Genomic DNA, 17,886 nt, shown 5'->3' with positions numbered 1-17,886 from the left:
GGTGACGTGACCAAGTGGCCCCGACAGATTGGAACTTGGCATGCCGGACATCGGCCTGCAGCTCTACACGTTGATGAACGTCCTGGAGGACCGTCCCGCCACGCTGGCCAGGATCGCCGGCCTCGGGGTGACCTCGGTGGAGCCTTTCCGCCTCGGCCGCACCGAACTGACCCGTGACGCGCGCCTGGCCGAGGCGCGCTCCCTGAAGGCCGACATCGAGGCCGCCGGCCTCACCGTCTCCTCGACCCACGCCCGCCTGCCCGATGCGGAGGACCCGGGCTGGTTCTTCGAGGAGATGGCGGAAGCGGGCGTGCCCATCGCCATCGCCTCCACCCCCGAGGCACTCCCGGGATTCACCCGCGACGCCCTGGTCTCGGCCGACGGAGTGCGCCGGTACGCCGACCGGTTCAACGCCCTGGCCAAGGCCGCGGCGGTCCACGGACTGCGGGTCGGCTACCACAACCACTACTGGGAGTGGACCCCGCTCGACGACGGCCGCTACGGCTACGACGTCCTGTGGGACGCCCTCGACCCGTCGATCGTCGCCGAGGTCGACCTCTACTGGGCACAGACCGCCGGCCAGGTCCCCGCCGACGTGGTCGCCAGGCTCGGCGAACGCGTCGAACTCGTCCACGTCAAAGACGGCCCGGCGGTCCGCGGCGAACCCCAAGTCCCCGCCGGACAGGGCTCGGTGGCCCTGGCGGACGCGCTCGACGCGGGCCGGGACGCGATCCGGGTGCACATCATCGAGGCGGACGGGATCGCCGAAGGGGCCGACATCTTCGACCTGGTGGCGCAGAGCGTGGCCTGGCTGAAGGAGCGGCAGGGGGTGGGCTACGAGGCGCCATGACGGTGAGTCGCGGGTCGTCGGTGGTCACTCCCCGGGGCATGCGGAGTGACCACCGACGCGGTCACGGGCAGCGGGATCGCGCAGCCCGGATCGTTCTCGCGACAGCCGCCGACGCTCGCGGCGAGGGACCAGGCGGCGACAGCCCCGGACCGAACACATAGGAGTGGTCGCTGTTCACCAAGAGATCCGCGTAGCGTGCCGCGGTGGCGCTGACGGCGTGCGGCGGAACGCTCCTGGGCGCACTCTTCGCGACAGGCCGGGCCGCCGCGACCCAGCGCAGAAGACCACCTCCTTCGAGCAGTACAGGCGATCTGTCCAGGACGTCGAAGTCATCACGTTCTACGAGTTCCACCAACGGGCCCGCTTCATCGTTGAGGACCGCCGGCCCTGCCCTGGTCCGGGCCGAGAGTTGACCAGGGGAGGCGCCAGGTTGCATTCATCGGAGCAGGCGGGATTGGTTCGAACTTGCACTGGCGGCCTGGTACGAGACGGCGGCGGCCGAGCTGATCGGCTTCTGGCCTCGGACCGTGTTCTCTCGTGCGGAGCCCAGGAGGTGCGGGAGCGCATGGAGGGTGGCTCGGCGGTGACCGAACAGCTCGGGGCAGACGCGGACCGGAGCCGCCGGAGAGAACTTGGCCGAGTGGCCTTCCCGCCCTGTGGCGCATTCGCGCGACAGGAAGAGAGAAAAGTTACGGCTGATATGCCCTGTTGTGTCATGGCGTGAGGGTGGTCGGCCACACGCTTTCGGGGTGCGCAGGTCGGGGCGCACTGAACTGGAGCCGGACCGGTCGCCGGAGGTGCGGGAGCCGGCCGAGCTGGGCTGGGAGCTTGTGCCCGAGGCGCCGATGTGGGTGTTTCTTCCCTACGTCTGGCCGGCCGTACGCGGACCTGGGTGCCTGACCGGTCCACGCGCTGGGAGGTCACCACGGCCCTCGACTCCGACGGGCAGGTGACCGCCGTCGAGTGCCGGCCGCTGTCGCAGGAGGAGCCGGCGGTTCAGGAGCGGGATGTGGCGGCGGACCTGGAGGCCGCCGGGATTCCGTCTCGACCCCCGGGCCGATGGCGGCTGCTGCGCCCGGTCGGGGACTTCGGCGAACTGGACGGACCGATCGCCGACGCCGCTGTTTCCTTCCCGAACCGTCCTCCGCGGCCGATCACTGGGCCGATCGGGCCGTGGTGCCGGGGACCAATGGCCCCAGGTGGGGATATTCGGCCACTGACCACGATCAGCGCCGCCGAGAAGGATCGTGCAGAGATCGATTTCCCCGTAGCGACCCGCACAAGGAGCACCATCATGCCCAGGACCCCAAGAAGCAGTGAAGGGGCGGTTCCCAAGGCGGCACTCGGTCTCTCCGGTGCGACCGCCCTCGTGGTCGGCACCATCATCGGGACCGGGGTGTTCGCACTCCCCTCGGCTCTCGCGCCGTACGGGCCGATCGCGCTCGTGGCGTTCGGGGTCGTCACCCTGGGCGCACTCGCGCTGGCGGTGACCTTCGGGGCGCTGTCGAAGCGCGTTCCGGGGAGCGGCGGACCGTACGTCTACGCCCGTGAGGCCTTCGGTGAGTTCGCCGGATTCCTCAACGCCTGGTCGTACTGGATCACCGCCTGGGCGGGGAACGCCGCGATCGTGGTGGCCTGGGTCGGCTATGTCGAGGTGTTCGTCAACACCGACCACAAGACGGCGATTTCGATAGGTATCGCGTTGATCGGGCTCTGGATACCGGCCGCGATCAACCTCACCGGCGTACGGAACATGGGCGCCTTCCAGGTGTTCACCACCGTGCTGAAGTTCATCCCGCTGCTCTTCATGGCCACCATCGGCCTGCTGTTCATCGACCCGCACAACTTCGGTCCGTTCAACGCCAGTGGCCAGTCGGCGATGGGCGCGATCTCGGCCGCCGCGCCGATCGCCCTGTTCAGCTACATCGGCCTGGAGGCCGCCTCGGTGGTCGCCGGACGAGTCCGCGAGCCGGGCCGCAACGTCCCGCGCGCCACCGTCTACGGCACCCTCGCCTGCGCCGTCCTCTACATCCTGGGCACCCTCGCGGTCTTCGGCACCGTCTCGCACGGCCGACTCGGCGTCTCCACCGCCCCGTTCACCGACGCCGCCAACAACATCCTGGGGGGCACCTGGGCCGGCGACACGGTCGCCGTCGCCGCGATCGTCTCCGGCATCGGCGCGCTGAACGGCTGGACCATGCTCTGCGCCGAGATGCCGTACGCCGCCGCCCGCGACGGACTCTTCCCCGCCGCCTTCGCGAAGCTGCGCGGCGAGAACGGCGTCCCCGTCTTCGGGATCATCGCCTCGACCGTCCTCGCCTCCCTGATCACGGTCTTCAGCTACACCCGCTTCGACGACGTCTTCACCAAGATCGTGCTGCTCAGCGTGCTCACGGCTGTGATCCCGTACCTGTTCTCCGCCGCCGCCCAGCTGTACTGGCTGCTGGTGCGCGGACGCGAGAGCATCGCCGGCAGGCGCCTGGCCCGCGACATCACCGTCTCCGTCCTGGCGATGGTCTTCTCGTACTGGGCGATCCTGGGCAGCGGCTACCAGACCGTCTACTACGGCCTGTTCGTCCTGCTGCTCGGTCTGCCGGTGTACGTGTGGCTGAAGCGAAACCAAGGGGTCTACGGCGAGGAGCCGACCCCCGAGCCCGTCGGCAAGGGCAGGACCCCCGAGATCGCGGCCCCGCCGGTCAAGCGGATCTCCCGCGCACTTCCCACCAGCCGCGCCGGGGTCTTCCTGAGGAACCGCCGCCGCAACCACGGCTGACCGTGTCTCGCGTCAGCCCCCGCCCGTACGACCAGAGGAGCAGCCCCGCCATGAACGCCACCGCCTTCCACGTCGACTCCGAGGTCGGCCGTCTCCGCCAGGTGATCCTGCACCGCCCCGGCCTGGAACTCTCCCGGCTGACCCCGCGCAACGTCGACGCCCTCCTCTTCGACGACATCCTGTGGGCCAAGCGCGCCCGCGAGGAGCACGACGCCTTCGCCCAGGTCCTGCGCGACCACGGCGCCCGCGTCCACTACTTCGCCGACCTGCTCGCCCAGACCCTCGCCGATCCCGAAGCCCGCGACTGGCTCCTGGAGCGGGTCGTCACCCCGGCCACCGTCGGCCCGGCGCTGATCGACCCCCTGCGAGAGCTGTGCATCGACCTCGACGGGGAGACGCTCGCCGGCCATCTCATCGGCGGCATCCTCAAGAGCGACCTGACGCTCCCGACCCCGCACAGCCTGGTCTGGAACACCCTCGACGCCGAGGACTTCGCGCTCACGCCGCTGCCCAACCACCTCTTCCCGCGCGACAACTCCTGCTGGATGTACGACCGTCTGTCGGTCAACCCGATGGCCAAGCTCGCCCGGCGCCGCGAGAGCCTGCACGCCGAGGCCATCTACCGTTTCCACCCGATGTTCTCCGGCACGGTCACCACACCACTCCTGGACGGCGCGGTCGGCACCCTGGAGGGCGGCGACGTCCACGTCCTCGGCAACGGTGCCGTCATGGTCGGCATGGGGGAGCGCACCACCGCCCAGGCCGTGGAGAACCTGGCCTCCCGGCTCTTCGCCACCGGCACGGCGAACCGCCTGCTCGCCGTCCAACTCCCCGCCGCCCGGGCCTACATGCACCTCGACACCGTGCTCACCATGGTCGACCGCGACGCCTTCACCATCTACCCGGGCCTCGCGGACTCCCTGCGCTCGTGGACACTCACGCCCAGCGACGCCCGCGAGACCGGCTTCGAGGTCACCCCGAACTCCGACCTGGACGGCGCCCTGGCCGAGGCCCTCGACCTGGACAAGGTCCGGATGCTGTCCGCGCCGCAGGACATCCGCAGCGCAGAGCGCGAGCAGTGGGACGACGGCAGCAACTTCCTCGCCGTAGCCCCCGGTGTCGTCGTCGGCTACGAGCGCAACGTCACCACCAACACCTACCTCCGCAAGCAGGGCATCGAGATCGTCACCATCGCCGGCGCCGAACTCGGGCGCGGCCGGGGCGGACCGCGCTGCATGAGCTGCCCCGTCGAACGCGACCCGGCCGCCTGACCCAGCAAGGGGACTTCACCATGACCGTCGACCTACGAGGCCGCTCCTACCTGAGCGAACTCGACTTCACAGCAACCGAGATCCACCACCTCCTCGACCTCGCCACCGACCTCAAGGCCGCCAAGCGCAACGGCACTGAACAGCCCCGGCTGACCGGCCGCAACCTCGCGCTGATCTTCGAGAGGACCTCCACCCGCACCCGCTGCGCCTTCGAGGTCGCCGCCGCCGACCAGGGCGCCCACACCACCTACCTCGGCCCCGGCGACACCCACGTCGGCAGCAAGGAGTCCATCGCCGACACCGCCCGGGTCCTGGGCCGGATGTTCGACGGCATCGAGTACCGCGGCTCCGCCCAGTCGATCGTCACCGAACTCGCCGCCCGCTCCGGCGTCCCCGTCTACAACGGACTGACCGACACCGCGCACCCCACCCAGAGCCTGTGCGACGTCCTCACCATGGACGAGCACAGCCCCAAACCTCTGCCGGACATCAGCTACTGCTACCTCGGCGACGCCCGCAACAACATGGGCAACTCGCTGCTGTCGATGGGCGCCCTGCTCGGCATGGACGTACGGATCGCCGCACCCGGGGCCTTGTGGCCGGCGGCCGAACTGGTCGTTGCCTGCCGGGAGTTGGCCGAGGAGAGCGGGGCCCGGATCACTCTCACCGAGGATGTCGAGACCGCCGTACACGGCGCGGACTTCCTGCACACCGACGTCTGGGTCTCCATGGGCGAGGCCGCCGACACCTGGCGGAAGCGGATCGAACTGCTCCTCCCGTACCAGGTGAACGACAAGACGCTGGCCGCCACCGGAAACCCGGACGCCAAGTTCATGCACTGCCTGCCGGCCCTGCACGACCGTCGCACCCACCTCGGCCAGGAACTCTTCGACGCCTACGGACTGGACGGCCTGGAGGTCACCGACGACGTGTTCTCGTCCCCCGCCTCGATCGTCTTCGACCAGGCAGAGAACCGACTGCACACCATCAAGGCCGTACTCGTCGCCACTCTGGAGGACTGAGCCATGCGTATCGTCATCGCGCTCGGCGGCAACGCCCTGCTGCACCGCGGCGAACGCCCCGACGCGGCTGTCCAGGAGGCGAACATCGACCGGGTGACCACCGCGATCGCCGCCCTCGCCACCGAGCACGAGATCGTCGTCACCCACGGCAACGGCCCCCAGATCGGCCTGCTCGCCATGGAGAGCGCGGCCGACCCGGCCCTGAGCGCCCCCTACCCGCTCGACCTGCTCGGTGCCCAGACCCAGGGCATGATCGGCTCCCTGCTGGCCCGCACCCTGCACGACGCCCTGCCAGGCCGCAGGATCGCCGCGCTGGTCACCCACACCCTCGTCCGCGCCGACGACCCGGCCTTCGAGCACCCGACGAAGTTCGTCGGCCAGGTGTACTCCCACGACATGGCGTCCGCACTCGCCCGCAGACGCGGCTGGCACATCGGCGCCGACACCACCGGCTGGCGCCGCGTGGTTCCCTCCCCGGCACCCGAGCGGATCCTGGAGACCGACACCGTCCACGAACTGCTCAACAGCGGCACGCTCGTCATCTGCGCCGGCGGCGGAGGCGTCCCTGTCACCGCGGACTCCGACACCGGCGCACTCACCGGGGCGGAGGCCGTCGTCGACAAGGACTTCACGGCAGCGCTGCTCGCCGAGCACCTCAAGGCCGACTTCCTGCTGATCCTCACCGACGTGCCCTGCGTCTACAGCGGCTACGGCACCCCCGACCAGCAGCCGGTCCTCGGCGCGACCCCCGCGCAACTGCGCGGCGGCGACTTCCCGGACGGCTCCATGGGACCGAAGACGGAGGCCGCCGCCCGGTTCGTCGAGCGCACCGGGGGCCTGGCCGCGATCGGGGCCCTGGACGCGGCGTACGAAATCGTCCACGGCCGGTCGGGCACGCTCGTCCGCCCGGACCTGCCCGTCGTGTGAGCGTCCGCGGCGGGGAGGGCCGTTCGGCCTTCCCCATGGGTCGGACGGCCAAGGTCAGGGCCCTGACCGGCCCTCCCGGCGACCGGAGCATCGGACCAGCATGGAGTCAGGGAGACATCCCTGCGTGGAACAAGGGAGAGAACCGGCGATGACAACGACAGCGGTGGTCGGAACGCGCGCCTCCGAGGCATGGCGTGACTTCGCGGGTACGTCGTGGCGCGAGGGCGTCGCCGTACGCGACTTCATCCAGGCCAACTACACGCCCTACGAAGGCGACTCCACCTTTCTGACCGGCGCCACCGACCGCACGCGCGCCGTCTGGGAGAAGGTCAGCGCCCTGTTCCCGGAGGAGCGGCGCAAGGGCATCCTGGACGTCGACACGGCGACCCCTTCGACGATCACCTCGCACGCCCCCGGATACATCGACCGCGAACGGGAGTTGATCGTCGGCCTGCAGACCGACGCCCCGCTGAAGCGCGCGATCATGCCCAACGGCGGCCTGCGCATGGTCGAGAACAGCCTGAGGGCCTACGGCTACGAGTCCGACCCGTTCGTCGCGCGCGTCTTCGGCACCTACCGCAAGACCCACAACGACGGCGTCTTCGACGCGTACACCCCCGAAATGAGGGCCGCCCGCAAGGCCGGCATCATCACCGGCCTGCCCGACGCCTACGGCCGCGGCCGGATCATCGGCGACTACCGGCGCGTGGCCCTGTACGGCACGGACCGCCTGATCGAGGTCAAGAAAGCCGAGCGGGCCCTGCTCGACGCCTGCGCTTCCTCCACCGAGGTCATCCGGGACCGGGAGGAACTCGCCGAACAGACGCGGGCGTTGGGCGAGCTGACGCGAATGGCCGCGACGTACGGCTGCGACGTCTCGCGCCCCGCCGCCACCGCCCACGAGGCCGTGCAGTGGCTCTACCTCGGCTACCTGGCGGCCGTGAAGGAGCAGAACGGCGCCGCGATGTCACTCGGCCGGACCTCCACCTTCCTCGACATCTACCTCCAACGCGACCTGGACGAAGGCGTGTTGGACGAGTCCCGCGCACAGGAACTCATCGACGACTTCGTGATCAAGCTGCGGATCGTACGGTTCCTGCGCACCCCCGAGTACGACGCCCTGTTCTCCGGCGACCCGACCTGGGTGACCGAGTCCATCGGCGGCATGGGTGAGGACGGGCGCACCCTGGTCACCCACACGTCCTTCCGCTTCCTCCAGACCCTGTGCAACCTCGGCCCTGCCCCCGAACCGAACCTGACGGTCCTGTGGTCGCCTCAACTCCCCTTCGCCTTCAAGGAGTTCTGCGCCCAGGTCTCGATCGACACCAGCGCCGTCCAGTACGAGTCCGACGAGCTGCTGCGCCCGTGCACCGGCGACGACACCGCGATCGCCTGCTGCGTGTCGGCGATGCGGGTCGGCAGGCAGATGCAGTTCTTCGGCGCGAGGGTCAACCTCGCGAAGGCGCTGCTGTACGCGGTCAACGGCGGCCGCGACGAGATGACCGGCGAACAGGTCGCGACGCCGACGCCTGCGCTGACCGGCGAGTACCTCGACTACGACGAGCTGTCGGCGGCGTACGACCACGTCCTGGACTGGCTGGCCCGGACGTACGTCAACGCGCTCAACGTCATCCACTACATGCACGACAAGTACGCCTACGAGCGCATCGAGATGGCCCTGCACGACTATCCCGTGCACCGTTTCATGGCCTGTGGCATCGCCGGCCTGTCGGTCGCCGCCGACAGCCTGTCCGCCGTCAAGTACGCCCGGGTGAAGGTGTTTCGCGACGCCGGCGGCCTCGCCGTCGACTTCCGCACCGAGGGCGACTTCCCGGCCTACGGCAACAACGACGACCGCGCCGACAGCATCGCCGTAGGACTGGTGGAGTCCTTCATGGAGAAGGTGCGCCAGTACCCCACCTACCGGGGCGCCGAGCACACGCAGTCGGTCCTCACGATCACCTCGAACGTCGTCTACGGCAAGCACACCGGCAACACCCCCGACGGCCGCCTCGCCGGAGCGCCCTTCGCCCCCGGCGCCAACCCGATGAACGGCCGCGACCGGCACGGAGTCGCCGCCTCCGCGCTGTCGGTCGCCAAGCTGCCGTACGAACAGGCCCGTGACGGGATCTCGTTGACGACGACGATCACGCCCGAGGGGCTGGGACACGCGCCCGACGAGCGTGCCGGGCACCTGGTGGGCATCCTCGACGCCTACACATCGGCCGGCGGCTTCCACATGAACGTCAACGTGTTGGACCGGGCCACGCTGGAGGACGCGATGGAACACCCGGAGAACTACCCGGACTTGACCATCCGCGTCTCCGGCTACGCAGTCAACTTCGTCCGGCTGACCCGCGAGCAGCAGCTCGACGTGATCAGCCGCACCTTCCACGGATCGCTGTGAGCACCGTGCGTACCGCGACGACCGGCCGGATCCACTCCTGGGACCTGTCCACCGGCGTGGACGGTCCCGGCACCCGGTTCGTCCTCTTCGTCTCCGGCTGCCCGCTGCGCTGCCTGTACTGCGCCAACCCGGAGACCTGGCACATGCGCGACGGCCAGGAGATGAGCGTCGACGCGGTGATGGCGGAGATCGGGAAGTTCCAGGGCTTCGTCACCACGGCCGGCGGCGGGGTCACCCTCACCGGCGGCGAACCACTGCTCCAGTCCGCGTTCACCGCGGAAGTCCTGCGCCGCTGCAAGGAGGCCGGACTGCACACCGCCCTCGACACCTCCGGCTTCCTCGGCGCCCGCGCCACCGACGAACTCCTCACCGACACCGACCTGGTACTCCTGGACATCAAGTCCTTCGACGTCAACATCTACCGGAAACTGACCGGCGGCGAACTCGCCCCCACCCTCAACTTCGCCACCCGCCTCGACCGCCTCGGCATCCCGATGTGGATCCGGTACGTCCTGGTCCCCGGCTGGACCGACGACCTGGAGTCCGTGGACGCCCTGGCCGGTTTCGTGGCGGGACTCGACGCGGTCCAGCGGGTCGATGTACTGCCCTTCCACAAGCTCGGCGCCACGAAATACGAAGCCCTCGGCATCCCCTTCCCGCTGCTCGACAATCCGGTTCCCGCCCCAGCTCTGGTCGAGAGCGTCCGTGAATGCTTCAGGAGATATGGAGTTCAGGCTTACTGAGTACCGAGCCGTATCCGATACGAGGTCACCCAGCAGTCACAGTCGTCCGTCCTCCCGGCCCGGTGCCCCCGGCCCGCCGCCAGGACCCGCGCTCCCGCCTATGACGGGTTCTGCTGCGGCTTGGCCTCGATGGCCCGCCCCACCGTGAGTGCCTCGCGCAGTCCCGGCTCCAGGTCCTGGAACGCGGCGTCGGGTTCCGTACCCGTGGCGTCGAGCACCTTGGAGAAGAAGCACCGTGCCCCGGCGGCGAGCGTCACGTCGAAGATCTCCTCATCGCTCAGACCGTGCGCCCGCAGCTCGTCGACGTCCCCCTGCGTCACCTGGTCGGCCGCCAACGCCACTTTTTCGGCGAAGGTCACCACGGCACGCTCGGCGTCATCCAGCGGCGCGCTGTCACGGTCCGTCAGGAGCTGGATCACGGCCTCGGAACCCATTACCTGCTCCGCGAGCATCCGCCCGTGCGCCAGCGTGCAGTAGCTCGACCGCAGAGCGCCGGCCGCCGCGACAGTCGCCAGCTCGTACCGGCGCAGGTCCATGGACGACTTGATCGTCGCGTTGAGCTGCTGCCAGGCGCGGTAGACGTCAGGGCGATGCGCGAACGTCTTCGTGAAGTTGGGAACGAACCCCCAGGACTTCTGGTCCCCCTCATACATCTCGGCAACCGCCGCGTTCGCGGCTTCCACGGGCACCGTGCGGATAAAGGCCATCGGATCCTTCCCCCTGCGCAGATACACCGGGCCGCCCGTTCACGAGGTCGGCCTCTCCCTTTGATACGCTCCCCGATCGCCTCCGTCCACGGAGGTCCCGGTACCTACGCCAATAGCGCCAATTCGAGAACGGCCGGAAAGGTGCGAGGGAACCGAGGGCGAGGAGCAACCCGAAATCCTGACCGCCCGTGACGACCTCGCCGCCGCCCACCAGGCCGCGGGGGATCCGGGTCTGGCCATCCCCCTGCTGGAGCGGACCCTCGCCGACCGGGTGCGGGTGCTGGGTGAGGACCACCCCGGCGTCATGGCCTCCCGCATCAACCTCGCCGGCGCCTACCAGGCGGTGGGGGAGCCGGGTCGGGCCATCACCCCGTACGCGGAGGCGCTCATCCAGCTGATGCGGGAGTTCGGCACCGATCACCCACTGACGGTGAGGGTCGTGAGAACTCTCCACGCCCTACTCGCCGAACGCGATGGCGGCGCGCACCCGGGGCCTTGACGTGGCGGTCTGAGAACTCCTAACGAAATGATCTTCGAGGTGGTTGGATCACTCCGGGACCGATGATCCGGGGGTGCTAAGTGGCTCGGCCGAAGCCGTGGGAAGTCGATGACGAGTTGTGGGCGGTGGTCCAGCCGCTGTTGCCCACAGTTGAGCGTCGGCCCCGGCATCCGGGACGCAAGCGGCATCCGGACCGGTTGGTGTTCCAGGGACTCTTGTTCGTGCTGCATACCGGGATCGCCTGGGAACACATGCCGCAGGAACTCGGCTTCGGGTCAGGCATGACCTGCTGGCGCCGCCTGGCCGAGTGGACCGAGGCCGGGGTGTGGCCCCGGCTGCACGAGGTTCTCCTCGCCGGGCTCCGCAAAGCGAACGCCCTGGACTTCTCCCGGGCAGCGGTCGACGGCTCCCACATTCGGGCCTTAAAAGGGGAGCCACGACGGGACGAAGTCCTGTCGACCGTGGCAGGACGGGCAGCAGGCACCACCTGATCACCGACGCGACCGGCATACCTCTTGCTGCCACTTTGACCGGCGGCAACCGCAACGACGTCACCCAGCTGATCCCGCTCCTCCAAGCCGTGCCGCCGGTGCGGGGCAAACGCGGCCGACCCCGACGCCGTCCTGATGTCGTGCCGGCCGACCGTGGCTACGACCACGACAAGTACCGCCGGCTGGTCTGGGACCTTGGTGTGAAGCCGCTGATCGCCCGCCGGGGAACCGAACACGGCTCCGGGTTCGGTGCCCAACGCTGGGTCGTGGAGCGCGCGTTCGCCCATCTGCACCGGTTCCGCCGCCTGCGGATCCGCTGGGAGGTACGCGACGACATCCACGAAGCGTTCCTCACCCTCGGATGCGCACTCATCTGCTGGCGACGCCTGAACGACGCCGTCGTCCGCTAATTCTTCTGCAGGGTGCGGGTAACACCCGCAATGACGGTGGTCGTCAGCACCCAGCCGAAGGCGATCAGCAGGTAGGCCAGCCATTGGAGACTGCTTTCCGTCCAGTACCAGGCCGTGCGCTGACCCAGACCTCCGATGGGAATCAGTAGGTCGAGTGTGTAGACGAGGGGCTGGAACGGGGCCCCTTCGCCTCGTTGGACCGGGTTAGGGGAGTGAGTGCCGAAAGACACTGTGCCCAGCAGAGTCAGGACCAAGAGCCAGACGCCGGCCAGCCAGGAGCGGTAGCCGTACCCGACGGTCACATCGAGCAGATGCCCCCAGATACGTGCAGACAGGGAAAGGGATCGGCGCCGGTGGCGCTGCTTGGCGAGGAGAACCCGGCGGGCGTCGTCGTCGTGGCCGATCGTCCGGTACCAGTTCGCCAACTGTTCGTACGGCTGCGGGCTGTAGCCCGGGCTGCGCCGTATCCATGCCACGCGGGAGGCCGCGGACTCCCGCCCTTCCGTCGCCTCGCGCCGCTCGCCGGACTGCACCTTCTTGATGGAGCCGTAGACGAAGCCGTCCAGCTCCACCACGTCCGGCCAGCTGTGCTCGTTGTCGTGGAGGTAGGACACCTGCGCAGCCCGCAGGTCCACCGTGCCGGACGGCGGTCGGGCGAGGGTGAAGTCGAAGTCGACGGCCTGCATCAGCATGCCGAGCAGGGACGGCCCGTCACCGTCGGAAGGTCCGTTCAGGACGGCTCCTTCGAAGGTTGCCTTGTCCGAGACTTGGGCGCCCCGCAGCCTCACGGTCCCATCGGCGATGAACCCGTCGGAGAGGTTGAGTGTCGAGGCCACGGCATGGTCCAGGGAGAGGGCCACTCCCCGCGGGCCGGGACATTCCAACCGCGCGCCCCGCATGTGCAGCCCGCGCGGCAACTGCGCCTCCATCAGCCGGATTTGCCCTCGCGCGACGAAACCGCCCTGGCAGAAGACACCCCCTTCCATGACCAGGCCACCGGCGGCTATGGCCCATCCTCCGGGCGCGTTGATGCGGGCCCCGTTCAGGAGCATGCCGCCGGTCACCCGGGCGTCACTGAGCGACAGGGCGGTACTCACGTGGTTGAAGGGCGAGGAAGTGAGGCTTTCCACGACGGAGCGCCGCAGGTCGAGGTTTCCCTCGACACGGGCCGAATCGGCTTCGATGCCCGGCACCCAGCTGCCTGTGATGACGAGCGTTTGAGTCGATGCTCCAAGAAGGTCGACCGACTCCTCGAACCAGCAGTCTTCGAGCCAAAGAGCGTAAGTGATCTGTGCACCGGCCAGGTTGAGGCGTCCGGATATCCGTGCCCCGGCAAGCCTCAGACCCGCCACAGTGCCCGGTTGCACGGCGTTCGCGCCCAGGAGGAGTGCCACGATCACAGCGGCCCGCACCGTCCGCGCGGAATCCCACTGCCCACCCTCGGTAACGCAGTCGTCCTCCGGCACACCCGTGCGCAGGTCCACGCGGCGTCCCTGGGGGAACGCGTCCCACAGCTCACGCTCCGGTGAAGTCAACTCGTCGTATGAGAGCACCCATGCAGAGTAGTGATCTTCCTGCGCGCTCGCCTTGCCCCACGCACACTGATCGGAGGGCCGTCCATTCTGTTAGGGGTTCTAGGGTCGGTCTTCAAAGATCGCCGGATGGTGGATCATGGTGGGGTGATACGCCGTCATGAACTCACCGATCAGGAGTGGGAGTTACTCGCTCCACTCATACCGCGGGCCGCGACGGGCCGTCCGCGTGTGGAGGATCGGCGGGTCGTCAACGGGATGGTCTACAAGATCCGGACCGGGATCTCCTGGCGGGACCTGCCGGATCGCTACGGCTCATGGCAGACGGTCTGCACCCGCTTCCGCCGCTATGCGCTGGACGGCGTGTTCACCCGGGCCCTCCAGCAGATCCAGGCCCACGCGGACGCGGCCGGCGACATCGACTGGCTCGTCCAGATCGACTCCACCATCGTCCGCGCCCACCGGCACGCCGCCGCCGGCCGAAAAGGGGGACCCACCGGCCGGACGAACCAGACCATCACGCCCTCGGCCGATCCCGAGGAGGCCTGAGCACCAAAATCCATCTCGCCTGCGACGGCAGGGGCCGCCCGCTCGCGCTCCTGCTGACACCCAGGCCGACGCCACGACAGCATCTGCGCGCGTCCCCTCCTGAAACGGATCCGGGTCCCGCGGACCGGACCTGGACGTCCCCGCTCCACACCCGCCCAGGTCATCGCCGACAAGGCCTACAGCTCCCGAGGATTCCGCGCCTACCTGCGTAAACGCGGTATCGCCTGCACCATCCCGGAGAAAGCCGACCAGCAGCGACACCGGCACAACCGCGGCAGTCGCGGCGGCCGGCCACCGGCATTCGACCGTCAAACCTATCGCCGCCGCAACCTAGTGCCGCATCAGGCAACGTTCGCCCTGTCGTGACGTGTCGCTCGGTTGCTGCGCCAGGCGGCAACCAGTTGTGACCGGACTACCGGGACACGCCGAGCACCTTCTGATGGAGAGCATGAATGCAAGCGGGCGCTATTGACGGCTGAGGGTCCGTGTGATTCCGGTGGCGACGGTCGTGGCGAGAACCCAACCGGCGGCGATCAGTAGGTAGGACAACCACTGGTAAACGCCGGTTGGTGTGAAGGCACTCTGTTGACCGAAGTCGATGATCGGCAACAGGAGGTCCAGGGTGTAGATGAGGGCATTGAACTCGGGGCCTTTGCCCTGCTCGGCCGGGGGTGGATGGTGCATTCCATACGCGACTGAGCCCAGAAGGAGCAGAGCCAGGAGCCAGCCACCGGCACGGGTAGGACGGAAGCCGTAGCCCAGGGTCGCGTCCTGGAGATAACCCCAAAGCTTGGCGTACCAGGGCAGAGCGACCCGGCGTCGACGCTGCTCGGCCAGTTGGACTGTGCGGGCGTCGGCGTCATCACCGACGCGTCGGTAGGAGGCCGCGAGCTGCTCGTAGCTGTGAGGGACGAAGCCGTCCGCATCGCGCTGCAGCAAGGCGAGTCGGTCCGCGGCGGGAAGGCGCGGGGTAAGCGCCTCGTACGTCAGTCCCTCCAGGCGTACCGTGGCCGGCCAGACCTGTGGTGCAGCCTCAATGACCTTGAAGCTGGCGTAGTGCATTTTGACGTCGCCGGAGACTGGCTGTGCATCTCGCAGCGTCAGCTGGGTGGCTTCGCAGCTGCTGATGCCCAGTGCGACGCCGCCTGGGTTGCTGAGCTTGGCTTCGATGAAGGAGATCCAGCCCGCGATCTTGGCACCGGTGAGCCTGACCCGACCCTCGGCAGTGAGGCCACCAGCGTTGAGGACGGTTCCGACGGTGAGCCGCGCGGCGTCGAGGGCATCGCCATTCGCGTTCTTGACCTGGGCATCTTCTAGATCGACAGCCCCTTCGACATGCGCCGTGCTAAGGCTAATTCCACCCAGTGTCACGAGGCCGGGTGCCCATACGTCTGCGCCGACAGAGGCGTGATCGAGTTGGAGTGCCCATCCGCCACCAGTCCCGAGGTGCGCGTGGTCGAGGAAGATCCCGCTGGATATCTCCGCGTTGCTCAGCTGGACGCTTCCCGCTATCCGGCAGTTCGTGAGCCGGAGTGCACCGTCGATGCGAAGGGACGGGGCCGCCAGAGCGGGAAGGCAGGAGCCGCTGAGGTCGAGTTGGCGGGCCTGCGTCCCGTCGAGGTGCAAGGGGTGCTGGAAATGACATGTGGTAAGACGAATTGGATGGTGTATCTGTGCGTGCTGGAGCTCGAGGACGCCGGTGATCCACGCTCCGGCGATGCGCAGAGCGGGCGCTTCGCCGGGTTCGGATGAACTTCCCAGGAGGAGGGCCCGGATGACCCCAGCTCGAACCGTCCGTTCCGCGCTCTCAATCGTCGCGGGGTCCTCACCCTCGTCTCCGCGGACGTCGATCGCTACACCACGAGGGAACGCCTGCCAGATGCGACGTTCCAGAGGCGTCAGGTCTGTGATCTCCATCCGTGGGACCTTATCCATTGAGGCACTGCGATACGGGAGGAGATGGCTACCTGGTCTCACAAGCGGCGCCCAGGCTCAGTTCCCCTGTCCGGAGAAGGACGGCAAGAATGCTCAGGTGGCTGAACGTGTGCAGGTCCGGGGCGTTGACGGCGACGAGGGCAGGCGGTTGCTGCGGATCACCCGCAGAGGCACCGGTTCTGTGGTGACCTGGCGGCGGGCCCAGATGGTGCTGTTATCTGCACAGGGCATGCCCGTGGCGAAGATCGCCGAGGTCGCCTTCACCAGCGCGGACCGTGTCCGCGACGTGATCCACAACTTCAACGCCGACGGCTTCGACTCGCTTTACCCGAAGTACAAGGGCGGCCGGCCCAAGACCTTCACCCTCCCGGAGCGCCGCGAGATCAAGAAGATCGCCAAGTCCAAGCCGGCCGAGCACGGCCTGCCGTTCTCGACCTGGAGCCTGGCCAAGCTGGCCGACTTCCTGGTCGCCGAGGGAGTGGTCGACGACATCAGCCATGAGGGCCTTCGGGTCCTGCTCCGCAAGACGGGCGTGTCGTTTCAACGGATAAAGACCTGGAAGACCTCCCGCGACCCCGACTACGCCGCCAAGAAGGCCCGCGTCGAGCACCTCTACGCGATCGCCGACGGCGAGGTCATACCCGAGGAAGACGAACCCGAAGTCATCTTCTGCCTGGACGAGTTCGGCCCGCTCAATCTCCAGCCCCACCCCGGGCGGCAGTGGGCCGAGCGCGGCGGGCGGAATAAGGACCCCGACCCGGAACCCCGGCCCCGGCGGCGGGCGACCTACACCCGTCCACACGGAGTCCGGCACCTGTTCGCCGCCTTGGACCTGGGCAAGGACAAGCTCTACGGCCACATCAAGCCGAAGAAGAACCGGATGAGGTTTCTTCAGTTCTGCCGCTACCTGCGCAGCCTCTACCCACCCAAGATCCGTATCGCGATCGTGCTCGACAACTTCTCCCCGCACTTGACCACGATGAAGGACACCCGGGTCGGCGACTGGGCCGCGGCAAGCAACGTGGAATTCGCCTACACGCCGACCAACAGTTCCTGGCTGAACCGCATTGAGGCCCAGTTCACCGCACTGCGCTACTTCGCCCTGGACGGCACCGACCACTCCAGCCACAAGGAACAGGGCAGCATGATCCGCCGCTACATCATCTGGCGGAACAAACACGCCGCTGACGAACGCCTCCGCGAGGTCGTGAACAGGGCGAACGTTGCCTGATACGGCACTGGTTGAGCGCTGCTTCAACCGCCTCAAGGGCTTCCGCGGCATCGCCACCAGATACGACAAGACCGCCACCTCCTACGAGGCAGCGGTCAGTCTCGCGTCATTCCTACTCTGGGCAAGATCAGTTTGAAGACGGACCCTAGCCGCACGAGCTCCACCCTTACGCGCTCGGCTTCGCCGCGGCCGACCAACTCCGCGGCGCGACGCTGCGTCACGGGCCAGAACGCGGTACCCACGGCCCGGACCACTGCACGTCCGCCTTCTGTCGCCAGTGCCGTCAGCTCTTCAAACAGCATGCTCGCCCCCATTCGCGGTCGCACGCCGCAGGACAACCTCTCACGACTCACCCGTGTACACGTTCGGAATTATCGAGAAGTTTCCGCGGCGACCACGGCGAGGGGGATCGCGTCCCGTGAAGTGGTGTAGCCGGAGGCGTTCCCGGAACGCGCGGGTGTCTGCTCGGGGCGTGCATCCGTTGGCCGTGCATGCTCCCTGAACAGGAGCAGGCCATCCCGCAAGTCTCCCTGGTGAAC

Annotated in this window: 14 protein-coding genes and 3 pseudogenes; 14 read left to right on the top strand and 3 right to left on the bottom strand. The window is 68.3% G+C overall.

Features of this window, described 5'->3' with window-relative positions; translation table 11 throughout:
* The first annotated feature begins 40 nt into the window (after positions 1–40).
* From OG504_RS01185 to pflA, 8 genes and pseudogenes are all read left to right on the top strand, one after another.
* Positions 41–850 carry a sugar phosphate isomerase/epimerase family protein gene (locus OG504_RS01185; RefSeq protein WP_405987945.1) on the top strand — a complete coding sequence of 270 codons (810 nt, stop codon included), beginning with the start codon at positions 41–43 and terminating at the stop codon, positions 848–850.
* Positions 851–1,697: 847 nt separating this feature from the next.
* Positions 1,698–1,934, top strand: a pseudogene (locus tag OG504_RS01180) (DUF5956 family protein); the annotation flags it as partial.
* 285 nt (positions 1,935–2,219) lie between these two features.
* Entirely contained in the window at positions 2,220–3,623 is a 1,404-nt protein-coding gene (locus OG504_RS01175; protein WP_405996233.1) for an APC family permease, read from the top strand.
* A gap of 50 nt (positions 3,624–3,673) precedes the next feature.
* A complete protein-coding gene (locus OG504_RS01170) occupies positions 3,674–4,894 on the top strand; it encodes an arginine deiminase (RefSeq protein ID WP_405987944.1) in 1,221 nt (406 codons plus the stop codon).
* Positions 4,895–4,914: 20 nt separating this feature from the next.
* Positions 4,915–5,916 (top strand): ornithine carbamoyltransferase, encoded by a 1,002-nt coding sequence (gene argF / locus OG504_RS01165; RefSeq protein ID WP_405987943.1) that lies wholly within the window; start codon positions 4,915–4,917, stop codon positions 5,914–5,916.
* Between the two features lie 3 nt (positions 5,917–5,919).
* Positions 5,920–6,843, top strand: coding sequence for a carbamate kinase (locus tag OG504_RS01160; RefSeq protein WP_405987942.1), 924 nt, complete (start codon positions 5,920–5,922; stop codon positions 6,841–6,843).
* Positions 6,844–6,991: 148 nt separating this feature from the next.
* Positions 6,992–9,250 carry a formate C-acetyltransferase gene (pflB, locus tag OG504_RS01155; protein WP_405987941.1) on the top strand — a complete coding sequence of 753 codons (2,259 nt, stop codon included), beginning with the start codon at positions 6,992–6,994 and terminating at the stop codon, positions 9,248–9,250.
* Positions 9,247–9,993 carry a pyruvate formate-lyase-activating protein gene (gene pflA, locus OG504_RS01150; protein ID WP_405987940.1) on the top strand — a complete coding sequence of 249 codons (747 nt, stop codon included), beginning with the start codon at positions 9,247–9,249 and terminating at the stop codon, positions 9,991–9,993. Before pflB ends, pflA begins: the two co-directional genes overlap by 4 nt.
* A 98-nt stretch (positions 9,994–10,091) precedes the next feature.
* On the opposite strand, the gene OG504_RS01145 is transcribed toward pflA, so the two are convergent.
* Positions 10,092–10,700 carry a carboxymuconolactone decarboxylase family protein gene (locus OG504_RS01145; protein ID WP_405987939.1) on the bottom strand — a complete coding sequence of 203 codons (609 nt, stop codon included), beginning with the start codon at positions 10,698–10,700 and terminating at the stop codon, positions 10,092–10,094.
* A 112-nt stretch (positions 10,701–10,812) separates the two neighbouring features.
* Here OG504_RS01145 and OG504_RS01140 point away from each other — a divergent pair, with 112 nt between their 5' ends.
* Together OG504_RS01140 and OG504_RS01135 are read left to right on the top strand one after the other, a co-directional pair.
* Positions 10,813–11,199 carry a tetratricopeptide repeat protein gene (locus OG504_RS01140; protein WP_405996232.1) on the top strand — a complete coding sequence of 129 codons (387 nt, stop codon included), beginning with the start codon at positions 10,813–10,815 and terminating at the stop codon, positions 11,197–11,199.
* Between the two features lie 80 nt (positions 11,200–11,279).
* Positions 11,280–12,100 (top strand): IS5 family transposase gene (locus OG504_RS01135; protein WP_405987938.1). Its coding sequence is split into 2 segments (ribosomal slippage): positions 11,280–11,621 and positions 11,624–12,100, totalling 819 coding nucleotides; the frame shifts between segments, so codons are not numbered across the junction.
* Here the strand turns inward: OG504_RS01135 and OG504_RS01130 are convergent.
* Positions 12,097–13,653 carry an oxidoreductase gene (locus tag OG504_RS01130; protein ID WP_405987937.1) on the bottom strand — a complete coding sequence of 519 codons (1,557 nt, stop codon included), beginning with the start codon at positions 13,651–13,653 and terminating at the stop codon, positions 12,097–12,099. The genes OG504_RS01135 and OG504_RS01130 overlap by 4 nt on opposite strands.
* Before the next feature lie 126 nt (positions 13,654–13,779).
* Here OG504_RS01130 and OG504_RS01125 point away from each other — a divergent pair, with 126 nt between their 5' ends.
* Positions 13,780–14,181, top strand: a complete 402-nt coding sequence (locus OG504_RS01125) for an IS5 family transposase (RefSeq protein WP_405987936.1) — start codon at positions 13,780–13,782, stop codon at positions 14,179–14,181.
* A 69-nt stretch (positions 14,182–14,250) separates the two neighbouring features.
* Positions 14,251–14,547: pseudogene (locus OG504_RS01120) on the top strand (transposase); the annotation flags it as partial.
* Positions 14,548–14,646: 99 nt separating this feature from the next.
* Here OG504_RS01120 and OG504_RS01115 read toward each other — a convergent pair.
* Positions 14,647–16,098, bottom strand: a complete 1,452-nt coding sequence (locus OG504_RS01115) for a membrane-associated oxidoreductase (RefSeq protein WP_405987935.1) — start codon at positions 16,096–16,098, stop codon at positions 14,647–14,649.
* Between the two features lie 115 nt (positions 16,099–16,213).
* On the opposite strand from OG504_RS01115, the gene OG504_RS01110 reads away from it, so the two are divergent.
* Together OG504_RS01110 and OG504_RS01105 are read left to right on the top strand one after the other, a co-directional pair.
* Positions 16,214–17,347, top strand: a complete 1,134-nt coding sequence (locus tag OG504_RS01110) for an IS630 family transposase (protein WP_405987934.1) — start codon at positions 16,214–16,216, stop codon at positions 17,345–17,347.
* 7 nt (positions 17,348–17,354) lie between these two features.
* A pseudogene (locus tag OG504_RS01105) lies at positions 17,355–17,483 on the top strand (IS5/IS1182 family transposase); the annotation flags it as partial.
* Positions 17,484–17,886 lie beyond the last annotated feature (403 nt).

It is taken from the genome of Streptomyces sp. NBC_00986 (assembly GCF_045162565.1).
Taxonomy (GTDB): Bacteria; Actinomycetota; Actinomycetes; order Streptomycetales; family Streptomycetaceae; genus Streptomyces.
The sequence above is the reverse complement of the archived record's forward strand: the minus strand, read 5'-3'. Positions and strand labels throughout refer to the sequence as shown.

Coding starts and splice junctions, on each gene's coding strand:
- OG504_RS01185 (WP_405987945.1), top strand. CDS start 41: ATGCCGGACATCGGCCTGCAGCTCTACACGTTGATGAACGTCCTGGAG.
- OG504_RS01170 (WP_405987944.1), top strand. CDS start 3,674: ATGAACGCCACCGCCTTCCACGTCGACTCCGAGGTCGGCCGTCTCCGC.
- argF (WP_405987943.1), top strand. CDS start 4,915: ATGACCGTCGACCTACGAGGCCGCTCCTACCTGAGCGAACTCGACTTC.
- OG504_RS01160 (WP_405987942.1), top strand. CDS start 5,920: ATGCGTATCGTCATCGCGCTCGGCGGCAACGCCCTGCTGCACCGCGGC.
- pflB (WP_405987941.1), top strand. CDS start 6,992: ATGACAACGACAGCGGTGGTCGGAACGCGCGCCTCCGAGGCATGGCGT.
- OG504_RS01145 (WP_405987939.1), bottom strand. CDS start 10,700: ATGGCCTTTATCCGCACGGTGCCCGTGGAAGCCGCGAACGCGGCGGTT.
- OG504_RS01115 (WP_405987935.1), bottom strand. CDS start 16,098: ATGGAGATCACAGACCTGACGCCTCTGGAACGTCGCATCTGGCAGGCG.